Origin of the sequence: Hyphococcus sp., from assembly GCF_965267305.1 — a bacterium.
In the GTDB taxonomy this organism is placed as follows: Bacteria; Pseudomonadota; Alphaproteobacteria; order Caulobacterales; family Parvularculaceae; genus Hyphococcus.
The window spans coordinates 3,781,795-3,796,566 of record NZ_OZ253945.1; the positions used below are offsets into that span (position 1 = coordinate 3,781,795).

Here is a 14,772-nt window from a genome sequence, read left to right on the forward strand (position 1 = left end):
CCGGGCTCAGGCCCGGCTTTTTTGATTTGTTCGGCGGATGTCTAAATCGACCCGTGGCAGTGCTTGTATTTCTTGCCTGAGCCGCAGGGGCAGGGGCCGTTGCGCGGCACGCGGCCCCAGGTTTCCGGATCGTTCGGATCGACGCCTTGCGCGCGGACTGCGCCCTTGATGGTGCCGATGCCGGCGGAGAGGCGGTCGCGTGGATTTCTCGGCGCCGCCATCTCGTTTTCGCCGGTCGACGGGTTCACATGGGTTTCGGTCATGGGAATGTTGCGGCGTTCCGGCACGGCCTGTTCCGGCGCGCGCACCTGCACATGCATCAGCATGCGGGTGACGTCGCGTCTGAGGCCGTCGAGAAGCGCTTCGAAGAGGCCGAAAGCTTCCGTCTTGAATTCGTTCACCGGATCGCGCTGGCCGTGGCCCCTGAGCCAGATGACCGAACGCAGATGGTCGAGCATCTGCAGATGCTCGCGCCAGTTGGTGTCGAGGACGTTGAGGAGGATCGCCTTTTCGATGCGGCGCATCATGTCAGGACCGATTTCGGCGGCGCGCGAGGCGGCGATCTTGTCGGTCTCCTCGATCAGGCGGTCGGCGATCTCGGTGTCGGCGACGCCTTCCTCTTTGGCCCATTCCTCAACCGGCATGTCGCGCCCGAAGATTTCCTGAAGGTCTTTTTTGAGGCCCTCGACATCCCACTGTTCGGCGTAGGACTTCGCGGGCATATGCGCCGCGACGAGATCCTCGACGAGCTGGTTGCGCATGTCGCCGATAATGTCGTCGACAGTGTCCGTAGACATGAACTCGATGCGCTGTTCGAAGATCGCCTTGCGCTGGTCGTTGATGACGTCGTCGAATTTGAGGACGTTCTTGCGCATGTCGTAATTGCGCTGTTCGACTTTTTTCTGCGCCGTCTCCACCGCCTTGGTGAACCAGGGGTGCTCGATGGATTCTTCCGGGCGGATGCCGAAGCGCTTCAGCATCTTTTCCATGCCGTCGCCGAAAATACGCATGAGGTCGTCATCGACGGCGATGAAGAATTTGGTCGTGCCCGGATCGCCCTGACGGCCCGAACGGCCGCGAAGCTGGTTGTCGATGCGGCGGCTTTCGTGACGCTCCGTGGCGAGGACGAAGAGGCCGCCGGCGTCGAGCGCTTTTTTCTTGTCCGCAGCGATCTTGGCTTCGATCTCCGCGCGTTTGCGCTTAATCGTCTCTTCGTCGTCGCCTTCTTCCAGGGCGTTCATGAGCTGCATGTCAACCGAGCCGCCGAGCTGAATGTCGGTGCCGCGGCCGGCCATGTTGGTGGCGATGGTGACGGCGCCCGGCGCGCCGGCGCCGGCGACGATTTCCGCTTCCTGTTCGTGATAGCGGGCGTTCAGCACGTTGTGCGGGATCGGGTCTTTCTTGTCGCCGAGCTCGGAAAGATAGGCGGCCTGTTCCTCCATTTTCTTTTTGAGGTCGGCTTCCTTGTCTTTCAGTTCGGCTGCGCGCTCGCGCAGGGTTTTTGCGAGGTTCTTGTAGAACTTCTTGTCGCTGAGGAGGTTCGAGAGATATTCGGACTTCTCGATGGATACCGTGCCCACGAGCACCGGCTGGCCGCGTTTGACGCAATCGGCGATCTGCAGCGCGATGGCTTTGTATTTCTCCTCCGCCGTCATGTAGAGCTCATCGTCCATGTCTTCCCGGGCGATGGGTTTGTTGGTCGGGATTTCAAAGACGTTGAGTTTGTAGATGTCGGCGAATTCGGCTTCTTCGGTAAGCGCCGTGCCTGTCATGCCGGCGAGTTTTTCATAAAGCCGGAAATAGTTCTGGAAGGTGATCGAGGCGAGGGTCTGGTTTTCCGGCTGGATCGAAACTTTTTCTTTCGCTTCGCAGGCCTGGTGCAGGCCGTCGGACCAGCGCCGCCCTTCCATCATCCGGCCGGTGAACTCGTCAATGATGGTCACCTTGTCATTTCGGACGATGTAATCCTTGTCGCGCTGGAAAATCTTGTGGGCCTTCAGCGCTTGATTGACGTGGTGCACAATCGAGATGTTGACCGAGTCATAAAGATTGTCGCCCTGAAGGAGGCCGGCTTCGGAGAGAAGCTTCTCGATCTTTTCGTTGCCTTCCTCGGTCAGCGTCACCGAACGCTGCTTTTCATCGATCTCGTAGTCATCATCGGTCAATTGCGGGATCAGCGCATCGATGGTGATGTAGAGCTCCGACTTGTCGTCGGTGGGGCCGGAGATGATGAGCGGCGTCCTGGCTTCGTCGATGAGGATCGAGTCCACCTCGTCGACAATGGCGTAGTGATGGCCGCGCTGCACCATCTGGTCGAGCGACGATTTCATATTGTCGCGCAGGTAATCGAAGCCGAATTCGTTGTTGGTGCCGTAGGTGATGTCGCAGGCATAAGCCTTGCGGCGGTCCTCATCGGTGAGGCCGTGAACGATGCAGCCCGTGGTCATGCCGAGCTGGGAGTAGACGCGGCCCATCCATTCGGCGTCGCGTTTGGCGAGGTAATCGTTGACCGTGACCACATGGACGCCCCGCCCGGTGAGGGCGTTGAGATAGACGGGGAGGGTGGCGACCAGGGTCTTGCCTTCGCCGGTCTTCATTTCAGCGATGTCGCCGGAATGGAGCACCATGCCGCCCACCATCTGGACGTCGTAATGGCGCTGGCCAAGGGCGCGTTTGGCTCCCTCGCGGACGGTGGCGAAGGCCTCTTCCAGGAGATCGTCGAGAGATTCTCCGTCCTTATAGCGCTGTTTTAACTTTTCGGTTTGAGCAATCAGGCCATCATCGGTGAGTTTGGCGATCTCGTCTTCATACGCATTGATCGCCTCCACGCGGCGGAATAAAGGCTTAAGGCGGCGGTCATTGGATGAGCCGAAGATTTTTTTTGCGATACCGAGTAACGCCATGAGGACTAAGCCTTCGTCGTGCGATGAAAAGCCCGTTGGCGCCCTCGTCGGACCAGCGCGGGGCGCGCCTTTCATCGGCCGGGTTGGATGTGACGCGCCGCGTCGGGCGCGCCGGAGAGATAGTGAGCGCCTCTGGTCCTGTCAACGAACGGGGCCGACAGCCGGGGCGCGAGGCGGAACATGATGGAAACGCCGGATAAAACCGGGGAGCAGGGGCCGGAGGCGGCAGCCGCGCTGCAGAAAAAGGGCGGCGGCGCCGGCGCCCTGTGGCGCGCCGCCGCAGGCGGGACCCTCTGGTTCGCGCGCCTTGTCTGGACGGGAATAGTTCTCGCCGCCAGGGGCTTCGGCAAATTCTGCATCACCACCTGGCGGGTCGCCGCCGCCCTCGATTCCGCCCTCTGGCGGGCGGTGAAGCTTCTGACCCGGCGGGCCCTCGACGGGCTCGCCTATGCGGGCGGCATCGCGCTTACGGCTTTTCGCGGGCTGATCGCCTGGCTGCCAACGCGCACCGGGCGCGCCTATTCATCGCTGTTCGGCGCTTTTCTCGTTGTTTGCACTCTCTGGATGATCGATCTGTTAAGAGCCTCGCCGGCGCTCGATATTGCGGGGTCGTCATCGAACCGGGCGCCCGTGGATGAGGACGACCCGATCCTCGCCCGGATCGACGGACGTTATGTGCATCTTTCGGAAATCGAGGCGGCGGCGCGGGCCGGAGGCTTCCTGCGCCCCGATGAAATCCTGACGCCGGGCACGGCCTTTGAGCGCGAACTCGTCGAATCCTATGTGGAGCAGCGGCTGCTCGCTCGCGCCGCTCTTGATGAAGGCCTCCAGCGCAGCCCCAGCGTGGCGCGCAAGGTCAACGCCGCGAGGGACCGGGTGCTGGCGGGCGCTTATATGGACGCGCAGATCCGCGATACAGTCACGCCGGAGGCGGTGGAGCGGCTTTACCGCTCGCAGTCCGATGTGACGCGCCTCGGCGACGAAGTCCGGGCCCGCCATATTCTGGTGGCGACCGGTGAGGAAGCCGAAGAGATCATTGCGCTGCTCAAAGGCGGCGCCGATTTCACAGCATTGGCGCGAGAGCGCTCTCTCGACCGGGCGACAGCTCCCTTGGGCGGAGAAGTCGGCTGGTTCACGCGCGGAATGATGACGCCGGTCTTTTCGAACGCGGCGTTTTCGGCCGAACCGGGCACGCTCGCCGCGCCGTTCCAGACCGAATTCGGCTGGCATATCCTTGAAGTTCTCGACCGGCGGCCCACAAGCGCGGTGCCGTTCTCGAGCGTGCGCGCGCCAATCGAGAGCTTTCTCCGTATGAGGACGATCGAATCCTCGCTTCGCGATCTCGAAGAGAAAAGCCAGGTCGTCTATTTCCGTCCTCAGGCGAAAGAAACGCCCTCCGGCGCCCAGCCGCCGGATTTGTCCGATCCGCCGCTCGACGATCCGCGATTCATGCTGCCGGCGGAAGAAGAAGCCGGTGATCCGCTCAGCGAAGAAACCGGTCCGTAAACGGCGCTTAACCATCTCAACGGGCGGCGATTATCTGAATTTTTACCGACCCTCCCATCATTCTGTTAATACTCCTCAAGTACGAATTAAGGCGAGAATATGGCGAAGCTTCTGCTGGTGGCGGCTTGCGCGCTCATCGACCGGGACGGAAAGGTCCTGATGGCGCGCCGGCCGGAAGGAAAAGCCCATGCGGGATTATGGGAGTTTCCGGGCGGAAAGCTCGCCGAAGGCGAGACGCCGGAAGCGGCATTGGTGCGTGAATTGAAGGAAGAACTCGCTGTCGATACAGAGGCGTCCTGTCTGGCGCCGGCGGCCTTTGCATCCGAGGCTTTAGGGGACTTTCACCTTTTGATGCCCCTATATGTCTGCCGGAAGTGGAAGGGGATACCGACGCCGCTTGAAGGGCAGGAGCTTCGCTGGGTGAAGCCGGAAGGCCTCATCCGGATGGAGATGCCGCCAGCGGATCGTCCGCTTGCGGCGCAGTTAAGGGACTTGTTGTGATGGCCCCAGGAAAGTCTTTGAAGTGCGCATGGCGGGCCTTTGCCAGACAGGCAAGCGCCTTTCGCGACAACCAGTCCGGCGCGACCGCCATTGAATATGGTCTTATCGTATCGCTGATCTTTCTCGCGATCGTCGGGTCCATACGCGCCTATACGAATTCCACCAGCGGTATGTACAGCACGATTGAAGATACGCTCGATACGGCCGGGCAGTAAGCTCGTGCGCCTATGAAGCGCCCTTGATGGCGTCTTTCAATGAGATCTGCGCTGAGCCCGGCTTCAGCGGCTTTTGCTGACTCTCATGGGGCGCCCATCCCGTAAGATAGACGATTTCGAACCGCTCCGTTCCGCCGGCTTCGGCGAACAGCGCCATCGCCCGTAAGATCACCTCGGGCCGCAACGGCGCCGATTTTGTCTTGAGCGCGCGCGTTTCACCCATGCCGCGCAGGTCGCGAAGAAGCCTCAGAGGATCGTCATACGTCACGCTGACTTTGTCGATGTCCGCCACCGGCAGCGCGAATCCGGCGCGCTGAAGCGCGGCGCCGTAATCGCGGACGCCGGCGAAAGGCGCGATCCGCGCCGACGCGCCGCCGGTAAGCTCGGCCTCGGCCCTGTAGAGCGCAGCGCGCAAGGTCCTCAATGTTTCTTCGCCAAAAACCGCGGCGATAAAAAGCCCGTCCGGTCTGAGCGCCATGCGGGCTTGGGCCAGCGCGCCAACAAGATCGTTCGCCGCGTGAAGGGTCATGAGGCTGACAAAAAGATCGAGGCTTTGGGCTTTGAACGGCAGGGCCTCAATGTCAGCGGCGAGGCGCGCTCCTTGCGCAGGGAGACGCGCCGGGGCGAGGTCGAGGCTAACGATATCGCCAACGCCGCAAGCCGGGGTCAGCAAATCGGCGAGATCAGCGGCGCCGTCAAAGGCGGCGAGGGGGAACTCCCGGTTGACGCTTTCAAGCCGGTCGATGACGTCTTCCATAGCGCGCCGGTGTAAAAAGTCGTGCGCCCCGAAGCTCTTCGCCGCCCGTCCGCGGCGGCGGGCGTAAAGTTTGCGGTCGAATATCTGCGGCGGGGCGGTCATCAACGTCACTGGTTCTCTTCAGGCGGGGGCGTTAGTCTATCGCGCGTGAAACCGCAAATCCTCAACCGGCTGGGAGAAATGACCGCCAGCGCCGCCCAAAAGGCGCTCGACCTCGCCATGCCGCCCCATTGCCCGGTGACGCGCGAGGAGATTTCCTCGTCCGCCGCGCTCGGCCCCCGCGCCTGGAGCGCCGCGCATTTCATCGAGGCGCCGTTTTGCGCGCGCTGCGGCGTTCCTTTTGCGGCGGAGTATGGCGAGGGCGTCGAATGCCCTTCCTGCATCGCAGAGCCGCCGGATTTTAGCCGGGCGCGGGCGGCGCTGGTTTACAACGATGCTTCTCATGGGATGATCGTCGGGTTCAAACATGGCGACCGCACAGAGCTCGCCGACATGTTCGGACGCTGGATGGCGCGCGCAGGCGCGGATATTTTCACATCTTCATCGGTGCTGGCGCCGGTGCCGTTGCATCCCGGGCGGCTGCGTGCGCGGCGGTTCAACCAGTCGGCGCTTCTCGCTCGCTCGGTCGCAAAAGAAACGGGCCTGCAAGTGTCATTAGACGGCCTCATCCGCCGCCGCGCGACGCCGCCGCAGAAAGACCTCTCCGCGGAAGGGCGCAAGCGCAACGTTTCCGGCGCCTTCGGTGTTCGTCATGAAGAAGCGAAGGCGCGGTTCAAGGACGCCCATGTGGTGCTTGTTGACGATGTGCTGACAACCGGCGCAACCTTGTCGGCTGCGGCGCGGGCGCTGAAACGGGCGGGGGCGGCGCAAGTGGACGCGCTGGTGCTGGCGCGCGTTGTCAAAGGCGGGATCGGGGCCATATAGCGCTGGAGAATAAATCCGAGAGGAAAACACCGGAGCCGAAATGAAGGAAGTCGTCGTCTATACGAAACCGCTTTGCCCATATTGTTTCAGGGCGCTGTCGCTGCTCGACAAGAAGGGCGTTAAGGCCAAGGAAATCTCCGCCGCCTATGACCCCGACAAGCGCAAGGAGATGCTCGCGAAATCCAATGGCCGCACGACCTATCCGCAAATCTTCATCGGCGAGACCCATGTGGGCGGTTATGACGACCTCGCCGCGCTCGACCGGGCAGGCAAGCTGGATCCCCTGCTGAATGACTGATCGCAAGCCCTTCCTCGCCGCCTGCGTGCAGATGCGGTCCGGCCTCGATCGCGCCAAAAACGCCGCCGACGCCTGCACTCTGATCGCCGAGGCGGCGGGCAAGGGCGCGCAATTCATCGCGACGCCGGAGATGACCAATGTCGTCGACCGCAAAGCTTCACGGCTTTTTGAGACCCTGCCGGACGAAGACGGGCTCGCCGAAATCGGGATTTTTTCCGACGCGGCGAAGGCCCATGGCGTCTGGCTCCTGATCGGCTCCATGGCGGTGAGGCTTAAGGAGCGCCGGGCAGCCAACCGCGCCTTCCTGTTCGCCCCGGACGGGTCTGTCGCGGTCAAATACGACAAGCTTCATATGTTCGATGTGGACCTGCCGAATGGCGAAAGCTGGAAGGAATCCAATGTCTACCAGCCCGGCGACAAGGCCGTGCTGGCCGAGACGCCGCTTGCAAAGCTGGGCCTAACTATCTGTTATGACGTGCGATTCCCTTATTTATATCGGCAATTGGCGCAGGCAGGCGCAGAGGTCCTTTGCGTTCCAGCGGCATTTACCCGCCAGACCGGGATCGCCCATTGGAAAACGCTGCTGACCGCCCGCGCGATTGAGACCGGTTCTTTCGTAGTGGCCCCGGCCCAAGGCGGGACTCATGAGGATGGACGGGAGACCTATGGCCATTCCCTGATTATCGGCCCGTGGGGCGAGGTTCTCGCCGAAGCGCCCGGGGACGAGCCGGGCATCGTTCTTGCAGAGATAAACCCCGCCGCCGCCAAGGAAGCCCGCCAGCGCATCCCCAATCTCGCTCTTGAACAATCTTTCAAACTCACCATTGTAACCCCATGATTAAGTACCGTTTGATTTGCGACGCCGACCACGAATTCGAGGGCTGGTTTCGCGACAGCGCCGATTACGATTTCCAAGCCGACAAAGGCCTGATCGATTGTCCCTGCTGCGGCTCGGACGATGTCCGCAAGGCGGTGATGGCGCCGGCCGTGGCGCGCCGGGACGGCCTGCGCAAAGAGCGGCTGGCGGCAATCCACAAGGACATGGCCAAAGCCGTCGCCCGCGCCCGTGATTATGTCGAAAAGAATTTCGACTATGTGGGCGACAAGTTCCCTGAAGAAGCGCGGAAGATTCATTACGGCGAAAGCGAAGAACGCGGCATCTATGGCGAGGCGTCCGGCAAGGAAGTCAAAGAGCTTATAGACGAAGGCGTTCAGATCGCGCCGCTGCCGGGCGCGAAGTCCGGCGAGTCCGCCGGGCCGAAAACGCCTGCATCGTCCAAAAAACTGAACTAGGCGCCGCCAAACGTCCGCTGGCGCGGGTTTTCAAAACAAGCTAGACGCCCGTGCATGGATACAGTCCGCACGCGCCTTCGCAACCTGCCGTTTTTCGCCGGGCTCTCGGCCGCGACGATCAACGACATTGCCGAGGCGAGCCAGTGGCTGTCGCTCGCCGGCGGCTGGCCGCTTTACGAACAGGGCTCGCCTTCCGACGCGCTGCATATCAATCTGACAGGCCGCCTCATCGTGGTCCGGGAAAATCCGGACGGTCCCGATGAAGTCGTCGGCTATATCCGCAGCGGCGAGCCGGTGGGCGAAATGTCAGTCTTGTCCGGCGAGGCGCATTCGGCGAGCGTTTACGCCCTGCGCGACACCGAGTTGCTGTCGATCTCTCGCGCCGATGTGGATCGTCTCATCGAGGCTCATGGCGATTTCGCCGCGGCCCTCGCGCGCATCGTTCTCGCCCGCTCGCGCCACCCGAAAGCGAGTTTCCAGCAATCGGCGCCGCGTATCTTTGCGCTCATCTCGACGTCGCCTTCGATCGATGTCGATGCGCGGGCGAGAGAGCTCGCGAAGCGCATCTCGAAATACCGGGTCAATGTCACGCATTTTCCCTGCACGGATGAACCGCCGTCGACAAGCGCCTTCGATCTTGTCGAGAACGCTCATGACGTCGTTATTCTTGCGGCGCGTATGGACGCAAGCCCGTGGTACCAGTTTGTCTTGCGTCACGCCGACCGGTTCCTGGTATTGGCGCGGCGCGACAGCCGGCCGTCAAAGCCCTTTCCCTTAACGTCGGAGGCGGGGGCGCGAGCGAGGAAGTTCCGCCTCGTCGATCTCGTGATGCTGCATGAAGGCGCTCATTCGGGCCGGACAGCGGAATGGATGGAGGCGATCGGCGCTTCGCGCGTCATCAATATTCACAGCGACGCCTGCATCGACCGGCTGGCGCGGATCATCGCCGGCAAGTCCATCGGCGTCGTCCTCTCCGGCGGCGGCGCCCGCGCCTACGCCCATATCGGCGCGGTCAAAGCCATGCGCGAGGCGGGCGTTCCCATCGATTTTCTCTGCGGCGCCTCCATGGGCGCGGTGGTCGCAGCCTGCGTCGCTATCGGCTGGCCGCAGGAGGAGATGGAGCGGCGCATCCGCGAAGGCTTTGTCGAGTCCAACCCGCTGGGGGATCATGTGCTGCCGGTGGTGGCGCTGACGCGGGGCGGGCGCGTCGAAACAAGGCTCGAACATCATTTCGGCGACGCGCTCATCGAAAACCTTGCAATGCCGTTTTTCTGCGTCTCCTCGGACATCATCAACGGCGCCGCGCGCATCCACAATCAGGGCCTGTTGCGCCGGGCGCTTCGCGCCTCCATCGCGCTGCCGGGCATCCTGCCGCCGGTGATCGACGACCATGCGCTGCTCGTTGACGGCGCGGTGGTGAATAATTTCCCGACCGACATCATGACGACGGTTCATCGCGGGCTCACCATCGGCGTAGACGTCGCGCGCGAGGGCGTCATCGATATCGAGGCATTCCGGGACCCGCCGGGGTTCTTTTCGTGGGTCGCCAATCACGGCTTCGGCGCGGCGCCGCCGATCATCTCGCTCTTGATGCGCTCGGCGACGGCGCGCCGCGAACATACGGAAGTTCCGCGCCCCGCCGACATCATGGTGACGCCGCCGGTGCCGGGCGTCGAACTCAGGGACTGGAAGAAATACGACATCGCGGTCGCGGACGGCTATCGCGAGATGAAAGCCGCCCTTGAAACGCACTGGAGCGATCTTGCGCCGATCATCTCCGCGGCGAACCGCTGAGGCGCGTCAGAACATCGTGTTGTCGTTGGCGGACTCTTCGGGCACTGGCTGCACCACATCCCAGTGCTCGACAAACTTGCCGTCTTCCATGCGCAGGATGTCGACGACCGCGAGACCAAGCGAGTCCGGCGTCGGTTTGTTGTTGTAGTGAATCCAGACGAGATCGCCTTCGGCGGCGACGCGTTTGATGTGGATGGCGGCGTCGGGGTTCGCTTCAAAGAAGGGCTCCATGAAGGCGAACAGCGCATCGGGTCCGTCGGGCGCGTAAGGGTTGTGCTGAATATAGGTCTCGCCCCAGCATTCTGCGCGCGATTTTTCGATGTCTTTCTGATTGAAGAGAAGGTCCATGCAGTAAAGCGCCTTCTCCTTGTTGGCTTGTTCGAGTGCGGCTTGCGCATCGCCGCCTTCCTTGTCCGCCGCTGTGCATGCCACTACGACCATGGACGCCGTCAGCGCTGCGACGCCTGTCATCAATATGTTCCGCATGTTTCGCCTCCCTCATGATTATGGGGGGAGGATAGCGGGGAAAGCCCGTTGGGACCAGAAAACGGAATGCGCTGAAATCAGGCCTAGAGCGAAAAACTCGTCCCGCACCCACACGACGCTGTGGCGTTCGGGTTTTCGATCTTGAATGCCGCGCCGATCAATTCGTCGGAGAAGTCGATGACCGAGCCTGACATGTATTCCACAGAGACGGAATCGACGAGCACGGAATATCCGTTCGCGTCGAGGACGAGGTCGTCGTCGTCGCGGGCCGTCACAATGTCGAATTTGTACTGAAAGCCGGAGCAGCCGCCGCCCTCGACCGCGACGCGCAGCATGGAGCCTGCGGGTTCCTTAGCGAGGATCGCGGCGATGCGCCTGGCGGCGCGGTCAGATACGGTGACGGGCGTGGTCTCTGCGACGGTCATGAGGCTCACTCTACGGTTTCGGTCAAAATAGGGGCTTAACGCCCGGATTTCGAGGGGGTGGAGGTAGAGAAGTTCGCGCAATCCCGCCGAAAATTCCCTATATTCAGCCGAGCCTTGTTAACGGAATCGGCGGACAAGGCCCGAATACAGCTTTCTGGCGGAAGCGGAGCGGCAATTGCGGATACAGGGTCAGATCACGGAAAACATGCCCGATGCGGCCTATGCAGGAAGCCCCATGGCCTTCCCGGCGCCCCTCGCGCCCTATGCGGCCCGGGCGGAAAAGACCCGCGGGCGTCTCCACCCGGAGGCCGAGAGCCGGGGCCGCACCCCGTTCCAGCGCGACCGCGACCGGGTGATCCACGCCGTCGCCTTCCGCCGCCTGAAGCACAAGACCCAGGTTTTCATCTCCCATGAGGGCGACCATTACCGCACAAGGCTGACGCACTCCCTCGAAGTTGCGCAGATCGCGCGGACGCTCGCCCGGTCGTTGAAGCTCGACGAAGACCTCGCCGAGTGCCTCGCGCTCGCTCACGATCTCGGCCATCCGCCTTTCGGCCATACGGGCGAGGATGTGCTGGTCGAGTGCATGAAGCCTTATGACGGTTTCGACCACAACGCGCAGACGCTGCGGCTTCTGACCAAGCTCGAACGCCGCCACGCGGCTTTTGAGGGTTTGAATCTCACCTGGGAGACGCTGGAAGGCGTCGTCAAACATAACGGCCCGCTGACGGGACCGCTGGCGCGCAAGAAAGAGCCGCTGCCCGCCGCCATTGTCGAATATGCGGCGAACCACGATCTCTGGCTCGACAGCTATGCGTCCCTCGAAGCGCAGGTCGCGGCCATCGCCGACGACATCGCCTATAACAATCACGATGTGGATGACGGCCTGCGCGCAGGGCTGTTCGGTTTCGCTGAGGCGCGAGAGCTGCCGCTGGTCGGCCCCGCTATCCGCTCGGCGGAGGCGAGATATCCAAAAGCCCCGCGGGACATTCTGATCGCCGAAGCGGTCTCTGACCTTATCGGCGCCATGGTGGAGGATGTCCTCGCTGAGACCGCGAGACGGCTCGCGGCCCATCCGCCGACATCGAGCGACGATGTCCGCCGGGCGTCGTCAGCCTATTGCGGGTTTTCCACAACAATGGAGAAGGACCTCGGGGGCCTGCGAAAATTTCTCCACGAAAACATGTACCGCCACTACAAGGTCAACCGCGCCCGCAGCCAGGCGAAGAGAATCATTAAATCTTTGTTCGACTTGTTCTTCACCGAGCCGGAGACGTTGCCGCCGGAATGGCGCGAGCGCTATGAGGGCGGGTCCGAGGCGCGGCGCGCGCGGGCGGTCTGCGACTATATCGCCGGGATGACCGACCGTTACGCGGTTCGGGAATATCGCCGCCTTTTTGGCGTCGAATTTGACGGCTAAGGCTGCGACTCCCGTGGCCGGGAGTGCTAGAATGCGGCTGAATAACGATTCGGCGGTATCCTGTTTTGAGGCCGGGCCGGTGGTGACCTTTCTGGCTTGCGGATAAGGGGCGCGAGGCGGACAGGGCGAAACAGCAGCGCAAATCGAACGGCGCTTAAGGAGCGGTTTAAGACATGGCGAATGCAGCACAAGAAGAAGCTTTCGAAGAAGACTATCAAGAATATGACGAGTTCGACGACGATGAAGAAGATCGCGGACTGTCGGGCTTCGCCGTTCTGATTATGGGCATTGTCATGATCGGCGCCTTCGTGTCGGTCGTGTGGATCGCTTATAAGCAAGGCATGAAAGTGGGCCGCGACGGCGGCGCTATCGAAACGCCTTACGTCGCCGCCGATCCCGAACCCATCAAGATCGAGACCGCCGAAGATGGAACGCCTGTCGCGGATCGTCAGGTATACGACGCGATTGACGGTGAAGCGGGCGAGCCGGTGACGACGCTCGCCGAAGGTCCGGAAGAGCCGGTGACCCGCACCGCCAATGACACCATCGGAACGCTCGCCGCCGAAGCCGAACAGGCGGCCTCCGAGATGAGCGACGAAGTCAATGACCGTCTCGCCAGCCTTCAGGCCGAAGACGCCGAAGCGCTCGACAACAATCCGGTGGAAGAAGAGCCGCGCGATACGGCGCCGCCGACCGTCAGCGTCACGACGCCCTCCGTCGCGCCGGCGTCGACCGCAGCGGCTTCCAGCCCCGCCTCCGGCACCCATGTGGTGCAGGTCGGCGCCTTCCGCTCCAATGACGAAGCCATGGCGCAATGGGCGCGGATGCAGACGAAGCTCGGCGATTATCTTGACGGCAAGGGGCCGGATGTGGAGCGCGCCGATCTCGGCGACCGCGGCGTCTATCACCGCTTGCGCGTCGGACCGTTCGACAGCGCCGACGCCGCCAAGACTTATTGCGCCGGCCTCAAAGAACGTGGACAGGACTGTCTGATCAAGAGTTTGTAATTAAACCGCTCGCCCCGGCGCAGGCCGGGGCCTCCCTCCTTGTTGCACGAGATCCCGGCCTTCGCCGGGATGAGCGGATGGGAGATGGACGGACATCGTTTTGCCGACGGCAGTAATCTATGATTGCGAGGGCCCGCGCCTTACGAGTGAGGAGCGGGCTTTCTTCAAGGATGTTGATCCTTGGGGCTTCATCCTGTTTGCGCGCCATTGCGAAAGCGCCGATCAGATTCGCGCCCATTGCGAGGAACTGCGCGAGTGCGTCGGCCGCGAGGATGCGCCGATCCTGATCGATCAGGAAGGCGGGCGCGTCGCGCGCATGAAACCGCCAGTCTTTCCCGCGCATCCGGCGCCGGCGGTCTTCGGCGAACTTTGGAAGCTCGATCCGAAAAAGGCGCGCGAAGCGTCGGAGCTCAACGGCTATCTTTTGGGCCGTCTCATTTCCGATTGCGGCGTCACGGTCGATTGCATCCCCATGCTCGACGTGCCGCAGATCGACGCGGACCCGGTGGTGATCGGCGACCGCGCTTACGCCAAATGGCCGGACATCATCACCGCCATCGCCCATGCGCATGTCGAAGGACTGAAAAAGGGCGGGGCGCTCCCCGTCATCAAACATTTGCCGGGCCATGGCCGCTCGCTTTGCGATTCACATCACGATCTGCCGCGCGTCGGCGCGAAGAAACGCGATCTCTTCGGCTGCGACTTCCAGCCGTTCAAAGCCCTGCGCGACGAGAAGATGGGGATGACCGCCCATATCGTTTACGAAGACTATGATGCGGAACGGCCCGCGACCTTGTCGCCCGTTGTGGTGAACGACGTCATTCGCGGCGAGATCGGTTTCGACGGCCTCTTGTTCACGGACGATCTTAAAATGAAGGCGCTGGGCGGGGCTTTCGCTGATCGCATCAAGTGCGCTTATGACGCCGGCTGCGATGTGGCGCTCGTCTGCAATTTCTCCATGGCCGAGAAGAAGGAAAGCGCCGGGGCGCTGCGCGATCTCGCCGGGAAATCCGCCGAACGCGCGAAGGCTGCCATGGCGGACTTGCAGCGCCCCGAAAGAGGCGATACCAGCGGCGATTATGAACGGCTCAACGCCTTGATCAAACCGGCGCTTGCTTAGCGCGTTTTCAGCAAAAGTGTTCGCGGTTTTGCGGTTCCAAAAGGCGCACGCTAAAACAACTAGAGCCATGGAATGGCTCTAGTTTTCAACAGACTGGGAAAGCCGATAGGCGGGGGCCGGAAT

The 14,772-nt window shown here is 62.2% G+C and carries 15 protein-coding genes; 11 read left to right on the top strand and 4 right to left on the bottom strand.

Annotated features, from left to right (window positions below):
- Window positions 1-41 precede the first annotated feature (41 nt).
- The gene (gene secA / locus ACQY5P_RS18320; protein WP_428408316.1) at window positions 42-2,903 is read right to left on the bottom strand and encodes a preprotein translocase subunit SecA; all 2,862 of its coding nucleotides are present in this window, start codon (window positions 2,901-2,903) and stop codon (window positions 42-44) included.
- Between the two features lie 180 nt (window positions 2,904-3,083).
- Between secA and ACQY5P_RS18325 the strand changes: the two genes are divergently transcribed.
- The 3 genes from ACQY5P_RS18325 to ACQY5P_RS18335 all read left to right on the top strand — a co-directional run bounded on the left by ACQY5P_RS18325 (window position 3,084) and on the right by ACQY5P_RS18335 (window position 5,125).
- Window positions 3,084-4,409, top strand: a complete 1,326-nt coding sequence (locus tag ACQY5P_RS18325; RefSeq protein WP_428408317.1) for a peptidylprolyl isomerase — start codon at window positions 3,084-3,086, stop codon at window positions 4,407-4,409.
- 99 nt (window positions 4,410-4,508) lie between these two features.
- A complete protein-coding gene (locus ACQY5P_RS18330) occupies window positions 4,509-4,910 on the top strand; it encodes a (deoxy)nucleoside triphosphate pyrophosphohydrolase (RefSeq protein WP_428408318.1) in 402 nt (133 codons plus the stop codon).
- Complete coding sequence (locus ACQY5P_RS18335) at window positions 4,910-5,125, top strand: Flp family type IVb pilin (protein WP_428408319.1); 216 nt, start codon at window positions 4,910-4,912, stop codon at window positions 5,123-5,125. Before ACQY5P_RS18330 ends, ACQY5P_RS18335 begins: the two co-directional genes overlap by 1 nt.
- Window positions 5,126-5,135: 10 nt before the next feature.
- Here the strand turns inward: ACQY5P_RS18335 and ACQY5P_RS18340 are convergent, their stop codons facing one another.
- The gene (locus tag ACQY5P_RS18340) at window positions 5,136-5,984 is read right to left on the bottom strand and encodes a class I SAM-dependent methyltransferase (protein ID WP_428410688.1); all 849 of its coding nucleotides are present in this window, start codon (window positions 5,982-5,984) and stop codon (window positions 5,136-5,138) included.
- Window positions 5,985-6,029: 45 nt separating this feature from the next.
- Here ACQY5P_RS18340 and ACQY5P_RS18345 point away from each other — a divergent pair, with 45 nt between their 5' ends.
- From ACQY5P_RS18345 to ACQY5P_RS18365, 5 genes are read left to right on the top strand one after another with little or no spacing between them, the layout of a single operon-like run.
- A complete protein-coding gene (locus tag ACQY5P_RS18345) occupies window positions 6,030-6,806 on the top strand; it encodes a ComF family protein (protein WP_428408320.1) in 777 nt (258 codons plus the stop codon).
- 40 nt (window positions 6,807-6,846) lie between these two features.
- Window positions 6,847-7,104, top strand: coding sequence for a glutaredoxin 3 (grxC, locus tag ACQY5P_RS18350; protein ID WP_428408321.1), 258 nt, complete (start codon window positions 6,847-6,849; stop codon window positions 7,102-7,104).
- Window positions 7,097-7,942 (top strand): carbon-nitrogen hydrolase family protein, encoded by an 846-nt coding sequence (locus tag ACQY5P_RS18355; RefSeq protein ID WP_428408322.1) that lies wholly within the window; start codon window positions 7,097-7,099, stop codon window positions 7,940-7,942. Before grxC ends, ACQY5P_RS18355 begins: the two co-directional genes overlap by 8 nt.
- Window positions 7,939-8,397: a DUF1178 family protein gene (locus ACQY5P_RS18360; protein ID WP_428408323.1), complete on the top strand. Its 459-nt coding sequence runs from the start codon at window positions 7,939-7,941 to the stop codon at window positions 8,395-8,397. Before ACQY5P_RS18355 ends, ACQY5P_RS18360 begins: the two co-directional genes overlap by 4 nt.
- Window positions 8,398-8,451: 54 nt before the next feature.
- On the top strand, window positions 8,452-10,191 hold the full coding sequence (locus tag ACQY5P_RS18365) for a patatin-like phospholipase family protein (RefSeq protein ID WP_428408324.1): 1,740 nt from the start codon (window positions 8,452-8,454) through the stop codon (window positions 10,189-10,191).
- Window positions 10,192-10,197: 6 nt separating this feature from the next.
- Here ACQY5P_RS18365 and ACQY5P_RS18370 read toward each other — a convergent pair whose 3' ends face one another.
- Window positions 10,198-10,677 (bottom strand): nuclear transport factor 2 family protein, encoded by a 480-nt coding sequence (locus ACQY5P_RS18370; RefSeq protein WP_428408325.1) that lies wholly within the window; start codon window positions 10,675-10,677, stop codon window positions 10,198-10,200.
- Between the two features lie 83 nt (window positions 10,678-10,760).
- Window positions 10,761-11,102 carry an iron-sulfur cluster insertion protein ErpA gene (gene erpA / locus ACQY5P_RS18375; protein WP_428408326.1) on the bottom strand — a complete coding sequence of 114 codons (342 nt, stop codon included), beginning with the start codon at window positions 11,100-11,102 and terminating at the stop codon, window positions 10,761-10,763.
- Window positions 11,103-11,307: 205 nt separating this feature from the next.
- On the opposite strand from erpA, the gene ACQY5P_RS18380 reads away from it, so the two are divergent.
- From ACQY5P_RS18380 to nagZ, 3 genes are all read left to right on the top strand, one after another.
- Window positions 11,308-12,522, top strand: a complete 1,215-nt coding sequence (locus ACQY5P_RS18380; protein ID WP_428410689.1) for a deoxyguanosinetriphosphate triphosphohydrolase — start codon at window positions 11,308-11,310, stop codon at window positions 12,520-12,522.
- 173 nt (window positions 12,523-12,695) lie between these two features.
- Complete coding sequence (locus tag ACQY5P_RS18385; RefSeq protein WP_428408327.1) at window positions 12,696-13,529, top strand: SPOR domain-containing protein; 834 nt, start codon at window positions 12,696-12,698, stop codon at window positions 13,527-13,529.
- A gap of 100 nt (window positions 13,530-13,629) precedes the next feature.
- Window positions 13,630-14,649: a beta-N-acetylhexosaminidase gene (gene nagZ / locus ACQY5P_RS18390; RefSeq protein WP_428408328.1), complete on the top strand. Its 1,020-nt coding sequence runs from the start codon at window positions 13,630-13,632 to the stop codon at window positions 14,647-14,649.
- The last annotated feature ends 123 nt before the right edge of the window (window positions 14,650-14,772 follow it).

Coding starts and splice junctions, on each gene's coding strand:
- secA (WP_428408316.1), bottom strand. CDS start 2,903: ATGGCGTTACTCGGTATCGCAAAAAAAATCTTCGGCTCATCCAATGAC.
- ACQY5P_RS18325 (WP_428408317.1), top strand. CDS start 3,084: ATGATGGAAACGCCGGATAAAACCGGGGAGCAGGGGCCGGAGGCGGCA.
- ACQY5P_RS18330 (WP_428408318.1), top strand. CDS start 4,509: ATGGCGAAGCTTCTGCTGGTGGCGGCTTGCGCGCTCATCGACCGGGAC.
- ACQY5P_RS18335 (WP_428408319.1), top strand. CDS start 4,910: ATGGCCCCAGGAAAGTCTTTGAAGTGCGCATGGCGGGCCTTTGCCAGA.
- ACQY5P_RS18340 (WP_428410688.1), bottom strand. CDS start 5,984: ATGACCGCCCCGCCGCAGATATTCGACCGCAAACTTTACGCCCGCCGC.
- grxC (WP_428408321.1), top strand. CDS start 6,847: ATGAAGGAAGTCGTCGTCTATACGAAACCGCTTTGCCCATATTGTTTC.
- ACQY5P_RS18355 (WP_428408322.1), top strand. CDS start 7,097: ATGACTGATCGCAAGCCCTTCCTCGCCGCCTGCGTGCAGATGCGGTCC.
- ACQY5P_RS18360 (WP_428408323.1), top strand. CDS start 7,939: ATGATTAAGTACCGTTTGATTTGCGACGCCGACCACGAATTCGAGGGC.
- ACQY5P_RS18365 (WP_428408324.1), top strand. CDS start 8,452: ATGGATACAGTCCGCACGCGCCTTCGCAACCTGCCGTTTTTCGCCGGG.
- ACQY5P_RS18370 (WP_428408325.1), bottom strand. CDS start 10,677: ATGCGGAACATATTGATGACAGGCGTCGCAGCGCTGACGGCGTCCATG.
- erpA (WP_428408326.1), bottom strand. CDS start 11,102: ATGACCGTCGCAGAGACCACGCCCGTCACCGTATCTGACCGCGCCGCC.
- ACQY5P_RS18380 (WP_428410689.1), top strand. CDS start 11,308: ATGCCCGATGCGGCCTATGCAGGAAGCCCCATGGCCTTCCCGGCGCCC.
- ACQY5P_RS18385 (WP_428408327.1), top strand. CDS start 12,696: ATGGCGAATGCAGCACAAGAAGAAGCTTTCGAAGAAGACTATCAAGAA.